This window comes from Natrinema hispanicum, assembly GCF_004217335.1.
Classification (GTDB): Archaea; Halobacteriota; Halobacteria; order Halobacteriales; family Natrialbaceae; genus Natrinema; species Natrinema hispanicum.
Genome location: NZ_SHMP01000005.1, coordinates 300,832 through 320,937, shown reverse-complemented (window position 1 = coordinate 320,937; position 20,106 = coordinate 300,832). Strand labels below are relative to the sequence as shown.

Annotated in this window: 15 protein-coding genes; 7 read left to right on the top strand and 8 right to left on the bottom strand. The window is 62.2% G+C overall.

From position 1 onward, the window contains the following. Position 1: 1 nt before the first annotated feature. Together BDK88_RS13685 and BDK88_RS13680 are read right to left on the bottom strand one after the other, a co-directional pair. Positions 2-1,336, bottom strand: a complete 1,335-nt coding sequence (locus BDK88_RS13685) for a restriction endonuclease subunit S (RefSeq protein WP_130500908.1) — start codon at positions 1,334-1,336, stop codon at positions 2-4. Beyond that, complete coding sequence (locus BDK88_RS13680) at positions 1,333-2,898, bottom strand: type I restriction-modification system subunit M (RefSeq protein ID WP_130500907.1); 1,566 nt, start codon at positions 2,896-2,898, stop codon at positions 1,333-1,335. Before BDK88_RS13680 ends, BDK88_RS13685 begins: the two co-directional genes overlap by 4 nt. Before the next feature lie 136 nt (positions 2,899-3,034). Between BDK88_RS13680 and BDK88_RS13675 the strand changes: the two genes are divergently transcribed. The 5 genes from BDK88_RS13675 (at position 3,035) to BDK88_RS13660 (ending at position 7,079) form a co-directional block, all read left to right on the top strand. After that, positions 3,035-3,301, top strand: coding sequence for a hypothetical protein (locus tag BDK88_RS13675; RefSeq protein ID WP_130500906.1), 267 nt, complete (start codon positions 3,035-3,037; stop codon positions 3,299-3,301). A 203-nt stretch (positions 3,302-3,504) separates the two neighbouring features. Next, the gene (locus BDK88_RS21240) at positions 3,505-3,666 is read left to right on the top strand and encodes a hypothetical protein (RefSeq protein WP_165396969.1); all 162 of its coding nucleotides are present in this window, start codon (positions 3,505-3,507) and stop codon (positions 3,664-3,666) included. Between the two features lie 377 nt (positions 3,667-4,043). Next, positions 4,044-5,051: a tyrosine-type recombinase/integrase gene (locus BDK88_RS13670; protein WP_130501056.1), complete on the top strand. Its 1,008-nt coding sequence runs from the start codon at positions 4,044-4,046 to the stop codon at positions 5,049-5,051. 419 nt (positions 5,052-5,470) lie between these two features. Beyond that, positions 5,471-6,637, top strand: coding sequence for a thiolase C-terminal domain-containing protein (locus tag BDK88_RS13665; protein ID WP_130500905.1), 1,167 nt, complete (start codon positions 5,471-5,473; stop codon positions 6,635-6,637). A 49-nt stretch (positions 6,638-6,686) separates the two neighbouring features. Continuing rightward, entirely contained in the window at positions 6,687-7,079 is a 393-nt protein-coding gene (locus BDK88_RS13660) for a Zn-ribbon domain-containing OB-fold protein (RefSeq protein WP_130500904.1), read from the top strand. Positions 7,080-7,158: 79 nt separating this feature from the next. Here BDK88_RS13660 and BDK88_RS13655 read toward each other — a convergent pair whose 3' ends face one another. The 3 genes from BDK88_RS13655 to BDK88_RS13645 all read right to left on the bottom strand — a co-directional run bounded on the left by BDK88_RS13655 (position 7,159) and on the right by BDK88_RS13645 (position 9,700). Beyond that, a complete protein-coding gene (locus BDK88_RS13655; protein ID WP_130500903.1) occupies positions 7,159-8,097 on the bottom strand; it encodes an alpha/beta fold hydrolase in 939 nt (312 codons plus the stop codon). 92 nt (positions 8,098-8,189) lie between these two features. After that, positions 8,190-9,287: a methylmalonyl Co-A mutase-associated GTPase MeaB gene (gene meaB, locus BDK88_RS13650; RefSeq protein WP_394342675.1), complete on the bottom strand. Its 1,098-nt coding sequence runs from the start codon at positions 9,285-9,287 to the stop codon at positions 8,190-8,192. Next, positions 9,284-9,700 (bottom strand): cobalamin B12-binding domain-containing protein, encoded by a 417-nt coding sequence (locus tag BDK88_RS13645; protein ID WP_008009887.1) that lies wholly within the window; start codon positions 9,698-9,700, stop codon positions 9,284-9,286. Before BDK88_RS13645 ends, meaB begins: the two co-directional genes overlap by 4 nt. A gap of 222 nt (positions 9,701-9,922) precedes the next feature. Between BDK88_RS13645 and BDK88_RS13640 the strand changes: the two genes are divergently transcribed. Beyond that, entirely contained in the window at positions 9,923-10,597 is a 675-nt protein-coding gene (locus tag BDK88_RS13640) for an HD domain-containing protein (RefSeq protein WP_130500902.1), read from the top strand. Positions 10,598-11,233: 636 nt separating this feature from the next. Here the strand turns inward: BDK88_RS13640 and BDK88_RS13630 are convergent. Continuing rightward, positions 11,234-11,911, bottom strand: coding sequence for a LysE family translocator (locus BDK88_RS13630; RefSeq protein WP_130500901.1), 678 nt, complete (start codon positions 11,909-11,911; stop codon positions 11,234-11,236). 206 nt (positions 11,912-12,117) lie between these two features. Here BDK88_RS13630 and BDK88_RS13625 point away from each other — a divergent pair, with 206 nt between their 5' ends. Continuing rightward, entirely contained in the window at positions 12,118-12,741 is a 624-nt protein-coding gene (locus BDK88_RS13625; RefSeq protein WP_130500900.1) for a TlpA family protein disulfide reductase, read from the top strand. An 80-nt stretch (positions 12,742-12,821) separates the two neighbouring features. On the opposite strand, the gene BDK88_RS13620 is transcribed toward BDK88_RS13625, so the two are convergent. After that, positions 12,822-17,009 carry an outer membrane protein assembly factor BamB family protein gene (locus BDK88_RS13620; RefSeq protein WP_130500899.1) on the bottom strand — a complete coding sequence of 1,396 codons (4,188 nt, stop codon included), beginning with the start codon at positions 17,007-17,009 and terminating at the stop codon, positions 12,822-12,824. A 280-nt stretch (positions 17,010-17,289) separates the two neighbouring features. After that, a complete protein-coding gene (locus BDK88_RS13615) occupies positions 17,290-19,818 on the bottom strand; it encodes a DNA topoisomerase I (RefSeq protein WP_130500898.1) in 2,529 nt (842 codons plus the stop codon). Positions 19,819-20,106: the final 288 nt, after the last annotated feature.

Sequence of the window (20,106 nt, the reverse complement as noted above, 5' to 3'; positions counted from 1 at the left end):
GTTAGTCAGCGATGTTGACGCGGACCTTGCCGGTCAGGAGATCCTGCATCAGGCCGCGTTTGAGTTCTTGGAACTTTTCTTTGGTTTTCTGCTCTTGCTCTATTTTTTCCTCCACTTTCTGAATCTTGTCAACGATTTGATCCTGCTGTTCCCGTGGGGGAAGAGGGACCTTGACATTTTTCAAGTTTGTCGCATTGATGTTTGCTTGGCTGGCACCTCGCGTCGCGATAGAAAATAGGATTCCTTGTCCAATATGGGAGTTCAGGTAGTAATTAAGAAAGTACGGGTTCATTTTTTCGTTCGTTCGAAGGCAGATAAGATACGACGCGAATACGTATTCTCCTTCGAGATCGAAAATGCCCGACTTGCCAACGAGATCAATACTATTGGTCCGATTAAACAGGATGTCACCCTGCTCTACACGGTACTTTTTTGCTTGGTCTTCCTCTAGATCAGAATATTTCATCGGGGAGGAAACCATTTTGCCGTCTTCGATATTATTCATGCGGAAGACGGGGTACTTACCTTCTGTTGAAAGACTTTCAGAGGTACCATATTGAGCCTTAGTTGTGACTTCGCCAACAGTAGCTACGTTCCACGCTTCTGCGATCTCAGTCGTTACAGGACCGAGCTGGACTGATTGGGTCCCACTGTGATCTTTCCCGAAGAAAATCAGGTCTTGGATGAGTCCGCGTTTTAGCTCTCTTGTCTTACTTATGATATCGTCTGTCTGCTGAATCTGATCGTCTACTGTCGAGAGGATGTCGGCTATTCGGCGCTGTTCGCGCAACGGGGGAGTCGGAACCTTCACTGCCTGTTGGAACGTCCGATTCAACCCTGCTTGAGCGGTCCCTGTCGTAAGTCGAAGTATCTGGTCTAGACCGATTCGAGAATTAACAAAATTATATAGGAATCGGGGATCGTACTTCTCGTCATCTACACGAATAATATATACGTGTGAGTTAACAGCTGCACGTTCTTCGGGTACGCTGTTCACGTATGTCGACTTTCCAATGGTCGCACCATCTTTGACGAGCAAGATATCGTCTTCTTCTATTTTTCCTGACTTCAATCCATCATAGTAATCTTCAGAAATACGAACCGGTTCGTCAAGGTCGAACGACCCGCCTGAGATATGTGCCCCACCAATACTCAATACTGAATCCGATTCGGACCGCTCCGAAGTTTTCGGTCTGCCACCTGTCTCTAGGCTGGATAGCCAACTCGAAAGCGACTCAATTCGCCATTCGCTCGGAACTACCTCTGACTTTGGCCCGAGCTGGACTTTATTATATCCCTTAGGTATGTCACTGAATTCTTGAACAATCTCACTCATCGGTAGTCCAGTTCCTCCATGTACTGCCCAAGCTCGTCGTGGGTCTTCCGCCGCTCCTCACTAAGCTCGTTCAATTCCTGAAGCTTTTCCGTCACATCGATAGGTTCCTCAGGTTCAGTCGTGTCGACATAGCGCGGTACGTTAAGGTTCCAATCATTCTCTTCGATCTCCTCGAGATCGACCAGTCGGCTGTGGTGATCTTCTTCCCGGCCAGTAAGATGTGTCTCGGCTAGATATTCGACCCCCTGCTGTGTAAGCTGGTTTTGGTTCGAGAGTTCTTCGAACACCTGCACGCCAGACTCTCGCAGCGTCTGATCCTCGGCGTAGATGAACTGAACTTTGCCCTCGCGCTCTTTGGGTTTGTCCTTGTTGAGGATGAGGATACAGCCCGGCGATGACGTATTATAGAACAGGTTCTCGGGAAGTGCGATGACGGCTTCGACGAGGTCTTCTTCCAGAATCGGTTTGCGGATCTTCTTTTCCGATCGCGACCGGAACAGGATGCCGTTGTCCATGACGATACCCGCCTTGCCGGTCTCCGAGAGCGATGCGAGCATGAGCTGGATCCATGACCAGTCGCCTCGGTTCTTTGGCGGCAGCCCGTACTCGAACCGGTTGTACGGCTCGTTTTCCTGTACCCACTCTTTGTTCCACTTTTTCTGATTCCATGGGGGGTTGGCGACAACGCGGTCGAACACCTCGAGCTCGTCGTGTTCGGTAACGAACTTTGGCTTTCGTATCGTGTCGCCTTTCTCGATCGTAGCGTCTTGCAGTTCGTGCAAGAGCATATTCATCTGGCCGATCGCCCACGTGTTCAGGTTCTTTTCTTGCCCATAGAGGGAAATATCGTCACGCTCGCCGCCCTCTTGCTCGACGTGCTGGGCAGAGTAGATGAGCATCCCGCCAGAGCCACATGCCGGGTCATACACGCGGTCGCCGGGATCGGGGTCGACACACTCAACGAGCAGTTGGACGACCTCGCGAGGCGTGTAGAACTCGCCGCCTTTCTTGCCGGAGTCGTCGGCGAACTTCCGGATGAGGTACTCGTAGGCCCGCCCGAAGATGTCAGGGTCCTCGAGGTCGGCGTTGCGGTATCGGTGCTTCGAGAAGTGTGTCACAAGCTCGTCGAGCGTAGCGTCACTGAGACGCTGCTTGTCGTTAAAGTCGACAGAGGTGAGTACACGCTCGGCAATGTCGTCGTTCTCGTCTTCGATCGCCTCGAGTGCCTTGTTGAGTGTCGCACCGATGTCGGTCTCCTGTGCGGTGATGTGGCCCCAGCGAGCGCGTTCGGGCACCCAGAACTCCTCGTGAAGGTCACGATCGTCTTTGACGATCTCTTCGGGGATGCCATTTTCTTCGGCGACCTCTTCGGTTTCCTCTTCGAAGCGGTCGTTGACGCGTTTCAGAAAGAGCAGCCCGAAGATGTAGTTCTTGTAGTCGGCGGCGTCGATACTGCCACGGAGAATATCGGCAGCTTCCCAGAGGTGACTCTCGAGCGTATCGAGGTCGAGAGTGTCGGGCTCGTCTTTGGCACCCGGGAGAGTCTCTTGCTCAGAATCCATACGAGCAACCAGTAATTGGATCTATGTGTAACTTTCCGTTGGGCGGAAACACGCCTCTCGTGGGCAGACCGATTCGACAGAGAGTATCAATTGAATACGACAATGGACTGATACCATGCTACCACGGTGTTCGAGTATGGTCGAAGACGAGATCCCACAACCGGCGGCAGACCCATATTCGCCGGGCGATCGGGTACGTGTCTACGTCGGCCACGGGGACCCAGACACACAGTACTATGGCCTTGTCTGTGAGGTTCTCGAGGTACTCTCAGACGATCTTCATGCTGAGACCGGTCGACAGTTGGGCGCATACTCATACCGCCTACAGAGCACGGAACAGGGCAAAGAACTGCAACTCACGTTTCGTCATTGGGACCTGATCCCCGAAGAGGTCGAGCTATAACAAATACAAAAGTGAGGGATTTGAATCAGTCCGTAGAGTATAGTAAAATATGTTCTGGATCGATTTGCCTTTAAGTACTCGTCTTCGACCATTGTGAAAGTGTGGTACCGGGTTTTACCCGAGGAAAACCTCATATACGGGCTTTTATGCCCTAATCACAAACCAGTAGATACTTAAAGCTCATCGGCATAGGCGGCGGTGTGGTGTCACAACCTAACGCACATCACGCGAAGGCCAATATCACGATCTCGGAGTCGCTTCGCAACCGGCTCCGGATCGAAAAGGCCAAGCGCGGTCTCACCTACGACGAACTCTTGCGCCTCGAGTTCGACTTCGAGGAGCTTGACGAACCCGAGGCTACGTGACGATGACAGTTGGAATAGCCCCCTCGTGCTCTGTTAGGGTGATAGCTGTCAGAGCACGAGTGAACCCGACCCATGGCGAAATAGCCAGACGCTGGGTCAGCTGTATGTTTCGTCGCTATGGCTTTACCACTTGTGCTATTTCGCTGATCGGTCGGGGATCACGAAATCCCCACTATGAACGACAGTCTACGTCCGGTCAGTGACCGGCAATGTCAATGCTGTATCGCCCTTCAACCCACCACCATCTGGAGCGTTTGCGATCGGATCCGCGAGCGTGTAGCTCAGCCCCAGAGCTGCCGAGGTGACTGGATATGACGGAGGAAGACGATGGGCGAAGCGACTTTGCCGACGCAGGGCGACGGAAAGATCGGGGTTCCATGAGCGATGGACTCACACCTACGCCGCCTGCCAAGGCCGTGGAGTTGTACCTCAATCAGCGAGAACCCGAAGTCTCTGAAAAGACATACCAGAATCACCAGTATCGTCTCAAGCAGTTCCTCGCGTTCTGTTCCGATCACGAGATCAACGACATGAACCGTCTTACAGGGCGGAATATACACCGCTTCCGTGTCTGGGCAAGCCAAGATGTCGAGCCGGTCACGCTCCGTGGCTATCTCCAGACGTTCCGCGTCTTTCTCGAGTTCTGCGCGGCGATCGACGCCGTCGAGCCGGGAATGCGCGAGAGTGTCCAGATCCCAGAAGTCGAGCCAGAAGACGAGGCCCGTGACGAACATCTCGAAGCCAGTCGAGCGGAGTCAATACTCGAATACCTCGAACAGTTCGCGTACGCCAGTCGAGAGCACGTCGTGACGGCGATCCTCTGGCATACGGGAATCCGTCTTGGAACACTCCGATCGTTCGACGTTGGCGACTTCGACCGGGATGCGCAGTGTCTCGACGTACGACATCGCCCAGAAACGGGTACACCACTAAAGAACAAGAAAGCGGCCGAGAGATCGATTGCTGTCGGACCGCACTACTGCGACGTGATCAAGGACTACATCACGCACAACCGTGAGAAGGTCACCGATAGCCATGGTCGTCGCCCACTGATCACCAGCTCTCAAGGTCGGCTTAGCGAAGGGTCGATCCGTGAGACGATCTACCGTGTGACACAGCCGTGCGAATTCGGCGATTGCCCACACGGGAAGGATCCGAAGACCTGCAAGCATCGGCGGCACGGCCAACGTGCTGGCTGCCCATCTTCACGGTCTCCCCACGCGATTCGACGTGGCTCGATCACGAACCATCTACGAACCGGATCACCGCAAGAGGTGGTCTCCGATCGAGCAAACGTCTCGGGTGACATCCTCGATAAACACTACGACGAACGAACCGAGCGCGAGAAAATGGAGCTTCGTCGCGAATTCATCGACGGGTTATAACCAATGATGAACTCAACTCCACGGCAACACGGTACACGTTCTACCCAGACCTTGGCAGGCATCCGTATCGATCAAGCCCCGGCGAGTCCACTACAACTTCTCCGCCGTACTCAGGGTTCGACGCCGCAGAGGACGGGCCTTGAAGCGTCCTGCTTCCGCACAGACGTCTAAATGCGTTTTCAGCGCACGTATTGTAGCACTTTCCCGTCCCGATCAAGACGATCGTCACGCTTCCGACGGCGATCGACGGCAAGCAGTTCGTAACGAGTGTCGTCAGTCTTCGCGCTCATCGCTTCCGATGCGACGCACAGATCGCACCACTGCACACCTACTCGTCGATAAGGCCGGAGCCGATCGCCGACTGTGATAACAGCTCCGTAACCGCGGACTATTAACGGGATCATCCAGTATGTGTGTATATGGCTAACGTTCGTGTTGCAGGAACAGGGTTAACAGCGTTCGGAGCCAATCCCGAGCGGACCGGACGGGATCTCTTCGCCGAAGCAAGCATCGCGGCCTTCGAGGACAGCGGTGTCTCTCGAGACGACGTCGAGGCCGTCTTCTACGGCAATTTCATGGGCGAACTCGCAGAACATCAGGGCCATCAGGGGCCGCTGATGGCCGAAGCCGCAGGCGTTCAGGCACCCGCGACGCGGTTCGAGTCCGCGTGTGCTTCGAGCGGCGTTGCGGTCCGCGAGGCGGTCAAGCGGATCCGTACCGGTGAAAACGACGTACTCCTCGTCGGCGGCGCAGAACGGATGACCAACCTCGGCACCGCAGGTGCGACGGAGGCACTTGCGATCGCCGCGGACGACCTCTGGGAGGTCCGCGCCGGGACGACGTTCCCCGGTGCGTACGCGCTGATGGCCCAGGCCTACTTCGACGCGTTCGGCGGCGACCGTGAAGACTTGGCCCATATCGCCGTCAAGAACCACGACAACGCGCTCCCCAACGAGAAGGCCCAGTACCAGCGCGCGATCGAGGTCGACGACGTGCTCGAGGCTCCGCTGGTCTCGGAACCGCTCGGACTCTACGATGCCTGTCCGATCTCCGATGGCGCGTCCGCGCTCGTACTGACCAGCGAGGACTACGCCACAGATCACGACCTCGAGGCACCAGTCGCGATCACGGGCACTGGCCAGGGCGGCGATCGGATGGCACTGCATGACCGCGATTACCTTGCGCGCTCGCCGGCCGCCCGCGAGGCCGGCGAAGAGGCCTACGCCGACGCCGATATCGATGCCGGCGACGTAGACGTCGCGGAAGTCCACGACTGCTTTACGATCGCCGAAGTGCTGGCGCTCGAGGCGCTCGATCTCGAGCCGATCGGTGAGGGGATTTCGGCGGCCCGCGACGGGCGAACGACTGCCGACGGCGAGTTGCCGGTCAACCTCTCGGGTGGGCTGAAGGCGAAGGGCCACCCGGTCGGCGCAACCGGTGCCTCTCAGGTCGCCGAGATGGCGACGCTGCTTGCGGGCACGCATCCAAACAGCGACCACGTCGCGGATGCGACGACCGGCGTCACCCACAACGCGGGTGGGACGGTTGCGAGTGCGATGGTTCACGTCCTGGAGGTGGTCGCGTGAGCCGAGCGATCGCGATGACGCCGGACGGATGTCCGGAGGTGATGGACGAATGAGCGACACTGATGACGTCGCAGACGCCGGCTTCGACGAGTGGCTCGACGCCGCCGAAACCGGCGACGCCTACTACCTCGAGTGTGCCAATGGCCACGGCTCCCTACCCCCGCGGCGGGTCTGTCTCGACTGTGGCGCGACCGATCTCGAGGAGGTCGGCCTCCCCGAACGCGGCGAGATCGAGACGTTCACCATCACGCACGTTCCGACGCCGGCGTTCGAAGAGGACGCTCCGTATGCGACTGCCATCGCGAACGTCGGTCCCGTGCGGATCACTGGGCAAGTTGTGGGGATCGATCCCGAGGGGGTTGAGACGGGGCTCGAGGTCGAACTCGAGATTACGGTCTCGGAGACGACCGGCGAGCGCGTGATCGGGTTCCGACCGGCATAGTCCGTTCGCGACCGTCGGTACGTGTCGTTCATGGCCAGCAGACAGCACGAGCCGCAGTTCCCAGCTCGTCGGTGGTCGACTACTCGTCGATGTCGACAGCCAGCAGTTCCGCACGCAGATACTCGACGAACTCGTCGGGATGTTCGGCGTGGGGCAACTGCGTCGCGTAGTCGATGACGACCAGATCCAGATCGGCAGCCGCCGCGAGGTCGCGCCCATCTCGAAGTGGAACGAGGCCCGCATCGCGGCCCCAGACGAGCGTGGTCGGCGTCTCGAGGACGGCCAGTTCGGTCGCAAGGTCGAACTCGGGATCGAGGGTGCCCGCGGCAAAGGAGGCGGGAGCGTAGCGCGCGCTGGGCTGGTGGGCGCTGTCCCAGGTGTACTGAACCGTCTCCGGATCGATCCGGCTGGTATCGTAGTACCCCTCCCGGTCGTAGAAATAGCGGATCGAGGGTTTGCTCGCGAGCAGGTTATAGAGCGTCGTCCCGACGACCGGTGTCCGAAGCAAGGTTCGGAGCCACGGCCGCTCAGTCGCCGTTTCGTCGGTCGGGCAGATCAACACCAGCTGCTGGAAGTCGGTTTCGTCGGCGGCATCGACCACGAACGAGCCAGTCAGCGAGGAGGCAACGACGATCGGCTCCGCCGTCACGTCGCCCACGAAGTCACGGATGAACTCGGCATACAGGGACGGCGTGTAGATCAGCGGCGGTCGCTCGGAGCGGCCAAAGCCCGGCAAGTCGACCGCGTAGACGTGATAGTCCTCGGCTAACTGTTCGACGATCGGTTCGAACTCGTAACTGCTTGCGCCTGCGTAGATCCCATGGCACAAGAGCATGTCCGGATCGGTCGGATCGCCGGCGACGGTGTAGGTCGTCTCGATCCCTCGCCAGCGATAGGTGCGTTCGATGCCGACCAGCGGGTTCTCGAGGTCACCGGCACGCCGTTTCAGCAGGCGATTGCCGACGATGGCCCCGCCGACAGTTCCGAGGGCTGCACCGAGGACTGTTCGGCCTTTCATACGAAGCAGTAGGACGGCGACGGCCTTAGAGTTCAGGTTCAGATACAGGTTCTGCTGCAACCGCGACGGGTGCTGCGATTCGAGCGACCGGCCTACTCGGCACTCGAGCCGTCCGCGTCGGCAGCCAGATTCTCGACGCAGGCCTCGACGGGTTCGAGCACGTCAGTTGCGATCGAATAGGGATCGGTCTCGCCCTGCCGGACGGCTTCGGCGAGGTCGTCGATGCCGCCGCTGTCGGCAAGTTCGTCCTCGAGCAGCGCATGGACGTCCTCGCGCAGTAGCGTTCTGATTTCTTCGGCGTAGCGCTGCCGGACCTTCTCGGCGTGGGTTCCGGAGTCGACGAGGTACGACCGGTGGTTCCCGAGTTCGTCGATGAAGGTGTCGACGCCGGTCCCCTTCGTGGCGACCGTCTCGACGATCGGGGTGGTCCAGTCGTCGGTGTCGTCACCGCTTTCGTCGACATCGCCCCAGCCCGCGCCATCGCCGTCCATCGCGTCGACGCCGTGGTGGCCAGCGCCACCGGCGAGTCCGCTTTCTTCGCCAAGATGGACCATCTCACGCAATTCTTGGACGGTCCGATCTGCGCCCTCGCGGTCGGCTTTATTGACGATGAAGATGTCGGCGATCTCTAAGATGCCGGCTTTCAGCGTCTGGATGTCATCACCCGAGCCCGGCGGGACGAGGACGGCGACGGTGTCGGCGGTCCGAACGATGTCGATCTCGTTTTGACCGGCACCGACGGTCTCGATAATGATCTTGTCCTTGCCGAAGGCGTCCATCGCCTTGACAGCGTCTGCAGTGGCCGTCGAGAGCCCGCCGAGGGTGCCACGGGCGCTCATCGAGCGGACGAAAACATCCATGTCGCCGACGGTCGACGCCATGCGGATGCGGTCGCCCAGTACGGCACCACCGGTAAACGGCGAGGAAGGGTCGATCGCGATGACCCCAACCGTCTCGCCACGCTCGCGGTAGGCCTCGGCGAGTTTGTCGACCAGCGTCGACTTGCCTGCGCCCGGCGAGCCGGTGATGCCGATCACGTCGGCATTGCCCGTATGGGCGTAGAGCTCCGAGACGAGGTCTCGATACCCTGGCGACCGGTTCTCGATCTTCGAGATGACTCGAGCGAGTGCGCGGTGTTCGCCCGCCAGCAGCGCTTCGAGTAGCGATTCGTCGGCTTCGTCCATGGTCATCGCTGCGGCGCGTTTTCGCGGACGAATTCGATGGTTTCCTCGATCGAGGTCCCGGGGCCGAAGATGGCCGCGACGCCGTCGTCTTTGAGTCCCTCGCGGTCCTCGTCGGGGATGACGCCGCCGGCGAGCACGAGCGTGTCGTCTTTGGCACCGTACTCCTCGAGCCCGTCCATGATCTTCGGGACGAGCGTGTCGTGGGCTCCCGAGAGAATGGAGATGCCGAGGACGTCGACGTCCTCTTGCACGGCGGCCTGAACGATCTGATCGGGCGATTTGTGCAGTCCGGAATAGATGACTTCGAAGCCGGCATCACGGAACGCGCGTGCGATGACGTGTGCCCCGCGGTCGTGACCGTCGAGGCCGACTTTGGCGACGAGACACCGAATCGACTCCGCTTCCTGTTCGCTGCTCATACCCCCCTCTTTCCGAGCCGACTGTTTGACTTTAACGGAAAATTATTTCCATCGTCTGGTGCAGCGACGGAATTCCGTGGCGGCCACGGGTCGGTGATCGAGTGGCGTTGTGACGGCATGAGTGTCATATCGCCCAAAACTGGACCGAACCAAAGGCTAAAGAGCGAAACGACCGAACATTCCAGTAATGACTATCGTTCGTCTGCTGCGGAGGGATCTATCGTGGGCGTCGAAATAAAAGAGACCAGGGTGACCGACGCCGAGTTCGAGGAGATGAAAGGATTCGTCTTCGAATATCTCGCGGCAAGCGTCGAGAAGGAAGACGAGGGTGGGCGGATGCGCTGGTATCCGTGGCACTCCGCCGAGTACCGCCACAATCACATCCTCAACGTGGTCGATCTCGCAACGGAAATCGCACAGAAGGAGGGCGCGGACATCGACGTCACCCGCGTCGCCGCTCTCTTTCACGACGTCGCCAAACTCGAGACCGACCAGGAACTCCACGCCGAGGCCGGCGCTCGCGTCGCCCGTGAGTACCTCGAGTCCCACGGCGAGTATCCCGAGTCGTTCGTCCAGCAGGTGTGTCGTTCGATCGAACACCACTCCTATCAGGGCGATCTGACCGATCTCGCCCTCGAGACCCAGTGTCTCATCGAGGCCGACCTGCTCGATAAGGTCGGTGCAAACGGGACCGCACTCATGCTGTTGCGCATGGGCTATGAGGCTCGCACGCACATGGACAGCGAAGAGATGGTCGAGCGCGTCTTAGAGCGTGGGTACGACGCCGCCTCGCGCGTCCAAAGCGAGACCGCAGAGAGCATCGCCCACCAGCGGCTCAAACGCGTCAAGTGGTTCAGCGAGTGGCTCGAAGACGAAATCGCGGCACTGGGCGAGTAACCGATCCGTCGAGGACAGCGCCCACTCGAGGCGAGGGTTTTCGAAACGGAACCACCCACAGCAGCGACCGGTGTAACGGTAGATCGGAGCACGACGTTGTTATTCAGAATTATGCTTGGAACCGAATCGGTCAGCTCGGTCATTACATGTGCGAATCTATCGTAATATGACGGAACAGGTAAATTCGAGTAAGAAGGCAAACCAACCGATTTTTGATAGAAGTGTGGATGGTGATACATATGCCCTCTAAAAAGACGTGTCCGGACTGTCAGGAGCCGTTAGAGCAAATGGAACTGCAAGGAACTGACGCCTTAGGATCACTCTCGATCGTCTCTCCAGCCTCAGACGACAAGTTTCTGAGCAGCATCCGCGCAGATGAAACCTTCACACCAGTTCCATACGTCTGTCCCGAATGCCGACGAACTCTCGTGTATGCGGAATAGTGGCCGAAAACCAGACTCGAGACACCGATAAGCAGCATCATACGATAGAATTGTGGCCCATTTGCTGCAGTATCACTGCGACTCTGTAATTAGTGGATATTCTATACTGAACGCGACTCCCGCGAGCGACTCTGAATAACAAAACCGTATTGTAATTACTGATGATCCACCGCCAACACTGGTGAGGTCACCGTTAGACGATCCCGAGCCCCATCGCGAGAAAGAGCACGCCGAAACCGACGAGAACGACGGCACTGCCCGCGGCGACGACGGGTGCGAAGGCGTCGACGCGCCGACCCGCCGCGACCAGCGCCGCCGGATAGGCGACGATCCAGCACGCGATTCCCGCGAAGAAGCCAACCAGAAGCGCCGGCGATCCCGTCTGGACGACCAGCGATCCCGCGAGCGCGCTCCCGACCGCCGGGGCGTGTGCGAGGACGTCGAGCGTGCCGGGCTCGAGCAAGCCGACGCCGACGGTGAGCCAGAAGCTGATCTGGTAGGGGTTGGTCAGCGAGAGCGCGAACGTCTTGCGAAAGCCAGAGGCGGCGCTTCCGGCAGCGTCGGTAAACGACGTGGCGGCTCTGGCCTCGTCGATCGCGCCGATGGCGAAGTACAGCATCAGACAGCCGCCGGCGACGTACAGCGCGGGACGAAGCCCCGACAGGCGGTCGATGACGGCGACGACGCCGGCCAGCGTGAGCACGAAGAAGATCGCGTCCGCGAGCATGGCCCCGAGGCCGGCCCGGAAGCCGGCCGCCCAGCCGCGGACGACGCTCTCCTCGGCGATGATTGCGTTCATCGGTCCCGGTGGTGCGGCCAGCGCGAGTCCGAAGAGCACGCCAGCAAGTGCTGTCACGATGAGGGCAGTCACGCGTCTCGCTCGGCAGTGGGTGATACAGCGCCAAAAGCGCAGCGAACGCCACGGGCCGGACGACAGTCCACTCGAGAGGGGGCCGACACCGGTAGCGGACCTGATTCGACACATAAACCAATGACAGCTTAGTTGCTCGCGCCCATACCGGTGCACATGGAGCACCGTCGGTTTCGATCGCGTCCGTTCCAGGTGGTGAGCGTGCCATGAGACGCCGGGAAATCGTGGCTGGGCTCGGCAGCATCGGGGCCCTGGCCAGTGCAGGTGGACTGCTTCTCGGAGACGGGCTCTCGTCTCAAGCCGACACCGCCGACGCGGACGATGGCGGTGATGACGGTGGGCCGCTCACCGTCGAGACGATCGACGCGCGGGGAAGCGATGCCGGGACGCTGTCGGTCCCCAACGGTGATCTCATGGTCGTCGAACTCTTCGTCACCGGCTGTGGCAACTGCCAGGCGCAGATGCCGAACCTCGCCGAGGCACACGCGCAACTCGTCGCAGACTATGGCGACGAGCTGACGTTTCTGGGGGCGACATACCAATCCCCGGAGGGCAAGCCGCCGGCAGAGCTCCGGGACTGGTGGCGCGGCCACGGCGGGAACTGGCCCATCGGCTACGACCCGACAGGGGACATTGCGGCCCAGTACGGGATCGTCGGCTACCCAGTGACCGTCGTCATCGACGGGAACGGCGAAAAACGCTGGGAGAAACTCGGCATCACGTCGCCGGACGTAATCGTCGACCGCGTCGAATCCATCCTCGAGACGAGCAGCGACGGGGCGACGAACTCGTCTACCGACGCCAACGCCACCGAGTCGACATCTACCTGAGCGGCCGTCCATAGCCCGGGCGGTGGGCTGTTTCGGATCGGAACGAGCCACCGATTCTGCCCGCAGGCAGTCGTGAGCAGCTACCGTTCTCCCGGTCCGTCTCCGAACCCAGTGAGGAGGCCAGTGATCGACGCCGTCCACGACGACTGGTCAGCACCGAGCGCGGTGAGTCCGGCGTCGCTTGCGAGGCAAAGCCGGCCGCTTGCGGCGGCGATCGCTGGCTCCGTGCCGACTGCATCCGGCGTGGACTCCCACCACTGCGAGCCGTCGGCGGTCGAAAGTGCGTGCAGTCGTCCATCGGTGGTCACCAGACAGACGGTGTCGCCGAGAACGACCGGCCCGGTCACCGCCTGCCCGAGCGCTTCTCGCCAACGTTCGCTCCCGGTACTCGCGTCGATCGCATAGAGGCTGCCGTCCGCACTGGCGACGTAGACGGTTCCATCCACGACCGCTGGCGACGCCGGGAGTCGACCGCCGGTATCGAAGCGGAACTGCCGTTCGCCGTCAGCGGCGGCCAGCACGCACAACGTGTCGCCACAACTCAGGTAGATCCTCCCGTCCGCGACCGCCGGCACACCACGGATCGTCCCCTCGAGATCGATGTCCGTCTCCCAGTGCTGGTCCCCATCAGCGGCCGCGAACGCGACGACGCGGTCGTCACAGGCGACGTAAACGACACCATCGGCGACAGAGAGCCCGACGATTCGATCGTCGACTGACTCCGTCCAGACCGACTGGCCGGTCTCGACATCGATCGCAGAAAGTGTCTCGCCGCCGACGTAGACCGTCCCGTCGGCAACGATCGGAGGCGTTCGGACCGACTCGTCCATCGCGTGTCGCCAGACGAGCTCGCCGGAGTCAGCCTCGAGCGCCGAAACCACGGCGTCACCAGCGATGTAAACGGTGTCATCGACGACCGCGGGCGTCGTTTCGATCGCGGTGTCCGACTCGACGCGCCAGCGTTCGCTGCCGTCTGCGAGCGCCAGCGCGGCCACGCTGTTCCCGTCGGCGATGAAGACAGTGTCGCCGACCAGCGCTGGTGGAGCCTCGATGTCGCCGTCGGTCTCGAGGTGCCACTGGGCCGTCGGTCGGGTGCCGAGTGCGTCGCCCGCCACGACGGCGTTCGTCCCTGCCGGTCCTGCACCCGCCATCGACCACTCGCGACCGTCGTCGGCCTCGTGGTCGCGGACGTACTCGAGTCGCTCGGTCGCGGTCGTCGCCGCGCCCGCGACGCCCGGAACTGGGTCGTCAGTGAGCGGCCGAACGGCGGGAAGCGCGTCGACGGCATCGACCGCCGTCAGAATCCGGAGCGCGCGGGTCCGAACGCGCCCGTCGGGATCGGCAAGCCGCGGCCGCAGATCGGCCGCAATCTCGCTTGTGTTCTCCTCGAGCGCCGCCGTCAGTTCGGCGACATCGGCCAGTGTCGCGCCAGTTGTCGCACGAACGTCGGCGTCGGCATCCGACAGCGCCGCGAGCAGATCGTCGATCACCGTATCGAAATCGTCGGGATCGTCGTCGGCCATCGACGCCAGCGTTCGCCCGGCGGTGACGCGGACGATCGGACTCTCGACGGCAAGCCCGGCCGCGATCTTCGAGATGCCCGTCGGACGGAGTTTCGCTGACTCGTCGGCGAGGACCGACAGCGCGAGGACAGCCAGCCCGGCGGCCCACGGTTCATCGTCGAGTCGCCGCCCCATTCCGGAGAGTTGCGTGTTGATCTCGTCGGTGTGCGTCGGCGTCTCGCCGCTGACGAGCGAGGCAGCTGCGTGCAGTCGACCGTCGGTTTCGTCGATCGCGTCGCCCAGCGCAGCGCCGTCGTCCCGGCCCGTTACCGTGAGGATTCCAAGCGCGAGCGCTGCGTACCCGCGGACAGCTTCGTCCTCGGCCTCGAGCAACGCGACGAGTCGATCACGCGCTGTCGCCGCGTCGTCGGGAGCAGCGGCTGCCAGTCGAGCGATCTCGCCGGCGAGCGATTGTCGGTCCACGCCGTCTGCGTCGAGTTCGTCGCACAACGTCGCGGTCACGGGCTGTCCGTCGGTCTCCGCGACAGCCGTCGTCAGCGCACGCTCGAGGCCGCGCCGTTGGCGGCCGCCCGTCTCCCGCAGTCGCTCGGAAAGCGGCGTCCTCGCCGCGGCGATCACTTCGGGATTCATCCGGGCGACGTCTGCAAGCGCCATCGCGACAGCTTCCGCGCGTTCGTCGCCGGCCGACAGGATCGCCGTCACCGTCTCGAGCGGCGTCGGCTCGGTCTCGGCGTCGGATTCGAGGAGCATCTCGAGCGTCTCGAGCGTGGCGGCACGGACGGCCGGCGTCGGCTCGACGAGCAGGTCACAGACGGCACCGACAGCAGCTTCGGTTTCGGTCCCAGTCTCGAGGCCGAGGACGGACAGTGCCTCGCAGGCGGCGACGCGACGCGGTTGCGCGTCGGCCTCGGTTTCCGCGACGGCGAGTGCGACCGTTGGCCGGCAGTCCTCGGCCGGCTCTGTGGCGACCGCCGCGAGCGTCCGGCGAGCCGTCTCACGGACGCTGCGATCGGTATCGTCGAGCGCGTCGAACAGTCCCGACAGCGCCGGGCCGATCGCGTTCGGGTCCGTCGCCGCGATTCGCTCGAGGGCCAGTGCGGCGGTGTGACGAACGTCAGCGTTGTCGTCCGACAGCCGCTCACCGAGCGCGTCGACGGCGACGCGGGCGTCGTGGGGTCGCTCGGCGGCGATCGTCACCAGATCACGAGCGGCCCCGAGCCGGACCGTCGCGTGCTCGTTGCCGAGTCGCCGACGTACCGATCGCACCGCTGGATGGGGGGCGGTCGTCTGCGACATCGCGATTTCTGCCAGCCTACTGGCAGCGTAGCCACGGACCCACTCGTCGCCGTCCTCGAGTTGCTCGATCAGTTCCGGCACCTCACTGTCGCCGGGGGTGTCGCGAGCGATCGCGCCGACCGCCGCCGTCGCCCGGTGACGAACTGGCTCGTGTGGATCGTCGAGGCGGGCGGCGAGTTCGGGGACGACACACCGGGCCGAAGCGGGTTCGGTCATCGAGACGGCGGCGATAGCGCGAACGGCTGCGAGCCGGACGTCGTCGTCGTCGACCGCGAGGGCATCGGTGAGGTCAGCAACGGCGGGAGCGACGGTCTCGGGAGCCGCGTCGGCTACGGCAGCAATGGCCGTCACGGCGTGGTCTCGAACCGGCAGGTCGTCGCGGGCTACCCGGCGGGCGAGAGGGTCGACGGCAGCAGTAACCGCTTCGGGCCGGTCGGTGGCAAGCATCGCCAGCGTCGCGGCCGCGTCACTTCGGACGGTCTCGAGCGGGTCTGTGAGTCGAGCGACGAGCGCGTCGACGGCCGGCACGACCGCACCGGGATCGGCCTCGGCGACGTCTCGGAGCGCACCAACGGTGTTGGTTCGGACGGCAGCCACATCGTCGAGGGTCGCGGCCAGCGCGTCGACGCCCTCGCTGACCGGTTTGGGGCGCTCCGCCGCGATGGCCGCGATCGCTGCCGCGGAATCGACGCGGACGGACTCGCGCTCGTCGGTCAGCCCCGTCACGAGGGCGTCAACCGACGACGCAACTGTCGCCGGCCGATCGGTCGCAATCGCATGCAGCGCCCGCGTTGCATGCTCGCGGACGGCCGGTTCGTCCGCGAGCCGGTCGACGAGCAGGTCACGGGCCTCGAGGACGGCATCTGGATCGTGCTCGGCGATGGCCGCGAGAATTACGGCGGCGTTTTCCCGAACCGAGACGGCGTCGTCGTCGATCGCCGTCATGATCTCGTCGGTCGCCGGGATGACTGCTTCGGGATCGGCCTCGGCGATCGCAGCGAGAGCAGCCATCACTCGAGTCCGGACATGTCGTTCGTCGTCTGTGACGGCAGCCGCGAGGGTCGTCACCGAGTCAGCAACGACGGTCGGATCGTCGACTGCGATCGAGGCAAGCGCATCGGCGACATCCGCCCGAATCGCAGTCGATCCATCGAGTCGCTCGAGCAGCGCCGGTACGCTCTCCTGCGTCGCTTGCGGGTAGACCGACGCGACGGCTGACAGCGCCGTGGCTGCGTGAGATCTGATCGCAGGCTCGTCTTCGAGACACTCGGTCAACGATGCCACCGCGGATCGCACGTCCGCCGGCCGATCGGACGCCTCCTCGGCCAGCGTGCGAGCTGCATACTCCCGCACGTCGGGGTCATCTGCCGTTAGAAACGTCTCGAGTTCGTCGATACCGAGGGTGACTTCGAGCCCCTCTTCGGCCGTGATCTCATTGTGGCGTGACATAATCCGTCTCGTGACACGTGCGATCGCGAGCGGCGCGATCTGGTCGAGAACGATACGTATACACACACGCAGTTAATGGTACGCCCGGCACAGTCAGATCGACACGACGGTCGGCTGTGTCGTCTCGTCAGCCAAAAGTGACTGTCTCGACAGTTCGTCAGTGAGTCGTGACAGTCTCGTACGGACCACGCAAACGAGGCACCGCTCGTGACTCCATCAAGGGGGCCGGAGTCACACACCGTCTTCGTAGCGACCAGCGGTCTCGCAGAAACGGAGTCTGCTAGGCTTTCGCCTGCCAGCTTCGGACACGATCGGCGCTGACACCGTCGACGTCCTCGGCGACCGCGTCGGGGTCGGCCGCCGTCAGATCCTCGAGATCTTCGATCCCAGCATCGGCGAGTTTCTCGACCGTCTTAGCACCGATACCGTCGAGCGACTCGAGATCGGAGCCCGACTCGCTCTCGCGGGCCTGGAACTCCTGGTAGTTACAGATCGGGCAGCCGAGCACCCAGGGCTCGTCGCCGCTGTGGACGACGAGTTCGGGCAGGTCGTGTTCGTCGCAGTACTCGTCGGTGACTTCGATCTCGCCGCGGCGGGGCAGCGGTAGCGAGTACTCGCAGTCGGGATAGCGCGTACAGCCGACGAGTCGCGACCCGCTCTGGAGCGTTTTGATCGCCAGTTCGCCGCCTTCTTCGGCGGTTTCACCGCCTTCGTCTCGCGACGACTCCGTCGTCGCGCTGTCCTCACCACATTCGGGACAGTCACCGATGATCGGCCCTTCACCGGCGTCTTCGGCCTTACAGAGCGGACAGCCGTGGACGAACGTCTGTCGGCCTGCGAGCATCTTGACGTGGTGGAGGTCGTGTTCGTCACAGGTCTCCTCCATGATCAGCGGCTTGCCCGTCGAGGGCAGCGGCAGCGTAAACTCACAGTCGGGGTAGCCGTCACAGCCGACGAAATACGACCCGTGGCGGCTCCGGCGCACGAGCAGGTCCTCGCCACACTCGGGACACGGCCCCAGCCGCTTGTCGTCTTTCAAGGACTTTCGAAGCTGGTCGCCGATCTCCTCGCGTGACTCGGCGAGGTTGGCGAAGATCTCCTCGAGCATCTCCCGCGATTCGTCGGTGACGTCATCAAGGGTCGCCTCACCCGAGGCGATCGCGTCCATGTCGGCCTCGAGTTGGGCGGTCATCTCCTCGCTGACGACGCGGTCGGCGTAGTCCTCGGCGGCCTCGACGACGGCCATCGCGAGCCGGGTCGGGCGCGGCGGGTCGCTCTCGACGTAGCCACGGTCGTACAGCTTCTCTAAGATGTCGTGACGGGTCGATTTCGTCCCGATGCCCAGGTCCTCCATGGTCTCGATGAGCCGCGACTGGCCGTATCGGCGGGGTGGCTGGGTCTCTTTGGCCTCGAGTTCGACGTCCGACAGCGACAGTTCCTCGCCTTCGTCGACATCGGGGACGTAGTTCTCGCTCGTGCTGAAGTAGGGGTAGACGTCGTGGTAGCCGGGCTCGACCAGACGCTTGCCGTTTGCCTTGAGCCGGTAATCGTCGACCTCGGCGACGACCTTGAGGTGTTCCCAGACCGCGGCGTCGGCGACGGTCGCAAAGAACCGGCGGACGACGAGTTCGAAAATCTCCCACTCGTCGTCGGAGATGTCGCCACGGGCAGGGATCTCGCCGGTCGGATGGATGGGCGGGTGGTCGGTCGTCTCCTCGTCACCCTCTGTCGGGGTGATCTCGTCGGCCTCGAGCAGCGATTCGGCCGACTCGCCTAACGTGGTGTGGCCGACGAAATCGTCGAGCAGTTCCTCGGGATCGAGATCGTCGGGGTAGACGGTGTTGTCGGTCCGCGGATAGGTGATGTAGCCGGCGGTATAGAGGTCTTCGGCGATCGACATCGCCCGTTTGGCCGAGTAGCCGAGCGAACTGGCCGCGCGGATGAACTGGGTCGTGTTGAACGGCGTCGGCGGCGTGTCGGTGCGGGTCCGCCGGTTGACGTCGACCACTGTCGCGGCGTCGCGCTCGGAAAGCGTTTCGTAGACCTCGTCGGCGACGGCTTCTTCCCAGACGCGTTCGGCCTCGTTGTCGTCCTCGTCGCGGTAGAAGTACTGGGCTTCGAAGCTCGTGTCGTCTTTTTGGAGGTCAGCGAAGAGCTCCCAGTAGTCCTCCGGATCGAAGGCCTCGATCTCGCGCTCGCGGTCGACGATCAGCTTCAGCGTCGGCGACTGCACCCGGCCAACCGAAATGAAGTCCTCGCCGAGTTGCCCGGCAGACAGCGAGAGAAAGCGTGTAAGCGCGGCCCCCCAGATCAGGTCGATGATCTGGCGGGCCTCGCCGGCGGCAGCCAGATCGAAGTCGAGATCGTCAGGCTCGTCGAACGCCTGCTGGACCTCGTTTTCCGTGATCGAGGAGAACCGCACCCGGCGAATGGGGACGTCCTCGTCCACGTTTCGGACGATATCATAGGCTTCCTTACCGATCAGTTCCCCTTCGCGGTCGTAGTCCGTCGCAATCGTCACGCGTTCGGCGCGACGGGCCAACAGCCGTAGCGTCGCCACGATATTCTCTTTCGTCGGCGTCTTCTCGACGCTCGCGTCGATCAACTCGACGGGCTCGACGTCTCGCCAGTCGGAGTACTCCGGCGGGAAGTCCACGCCGACGACGTGGCCCGACAGCCCCACACAGCGCTTGCCGCCCCACTCGTAGACGTTGACCCCGTTCTCGCGACTCGAGTCGTAGGTGCCGCCGCTTAAGATGTCGGCGATCCGGCGGGCTGCGTTGTCCTTCTCGGTGATTATCAGTTCCACCGCGGACCACCTCCGAGTCCTCGAGCGTCCGGTCGCCGTCGTCGCGGACGAGTATCGGTCATCGTCGCTCGGTACGATTGAGCGTTTGATAACGCTTTCGCCAAAACCGGGCGACAGCGCGGGTGTGCGTACGCTACGCGTCGCGTGGGCGCGTGCGTCAACGACCACGTGAACAGATCGCGAACAGGTGCGCCGCCGGCACTTCGGCAGCAGTGACACGTCGTCTTAGTTGTCAACAAACGCCGAGGGTCATGGTACCGACCCACTTATTTCTACTCGAGGTGTAGA

Excerpts from the sequence above, each read along its gene's own strand:
- BDK88_RS13685 (WP_130500908.1), bottom strand. The coding sequence starts at position 1,336 with ATGAGTGAGATTGTTCAAGAATTCAGTGACATACCTAAGGGATATAAT.
- BDK88_RS13680 (WP_130500907.1), bottom strand. The coding sequence starts at position 2,898 with ATGGATTCTGAGCAAGAGACTCTCCCGGGTGCCAAAGACGAGCCCGAC.
- BDK88_RS13675 (WP_130500906.1), top strand. The coding sequence starts at position 3,035 with ATGGTCGAAGACGAGATCCCACAACCGGCGGCAGACCCATATTCGCCG.
- BDK88_RS13670 (WP_130501056.1), top strand. The coding sequence starts at position 4,044 with ATGAGCGATGGACTCACACCTACGCCGCCTGCCAAGGCCGTGGAGTTG.
- BDK88_RS13665 (WP_130500905.1), top strand. The coding sequence starts at position 5,471 with ATGGCTAACGTTCGTGTTGCAGGAACAGGGTTAACAGCGTTCGGAGCC.
- BDK88_RS13660 (WP_130500904.1), top strand. The coding sequence starts at position 6,687 with ATGAGCGACACTGATGACGTCGCAGACGCCGGCTTCGACGAGTGGCTC.
- BDK88_RS13655 (WP_130500903.1), bottom strand. The coding sequence starts at position 8,097 with ATGAAAGGCCGAACAGTCCTCGGTGCAGCCCTCGGAACTGTCGGCGGG.
- meaB (WP_394342675.1), bottom strand. The coding sequence starts at position 9,287 with ATGACCATGGACGAAGCCGACGAATCGCTACTCGAAGCGCTGCTGGCG.
- BDK88_RS13645 (WP_008009887.1), bottom strand. The coding sequence starts at position 9,700 with ATGAGCAGCGAACAGGAAGCGGAGTCGATTCGGTGTCTCGTCGCCAAA.
- BDK88_RS13625 (WP_130500900.1), top strand. The coding sequence starts at position 12,118 with ATGAGACGCCGGGAAATCGTGGCTGGGCTCGGCAGCATCGGGGCCCTG.
- BDK88_RS13620 (WP_130500899.1), bottom strand. The coding sequence starts at position 17,009 with ATGTCACGCCACAATGAGATCACGGCCGAAGAGGGGCTCGAAGTCACC.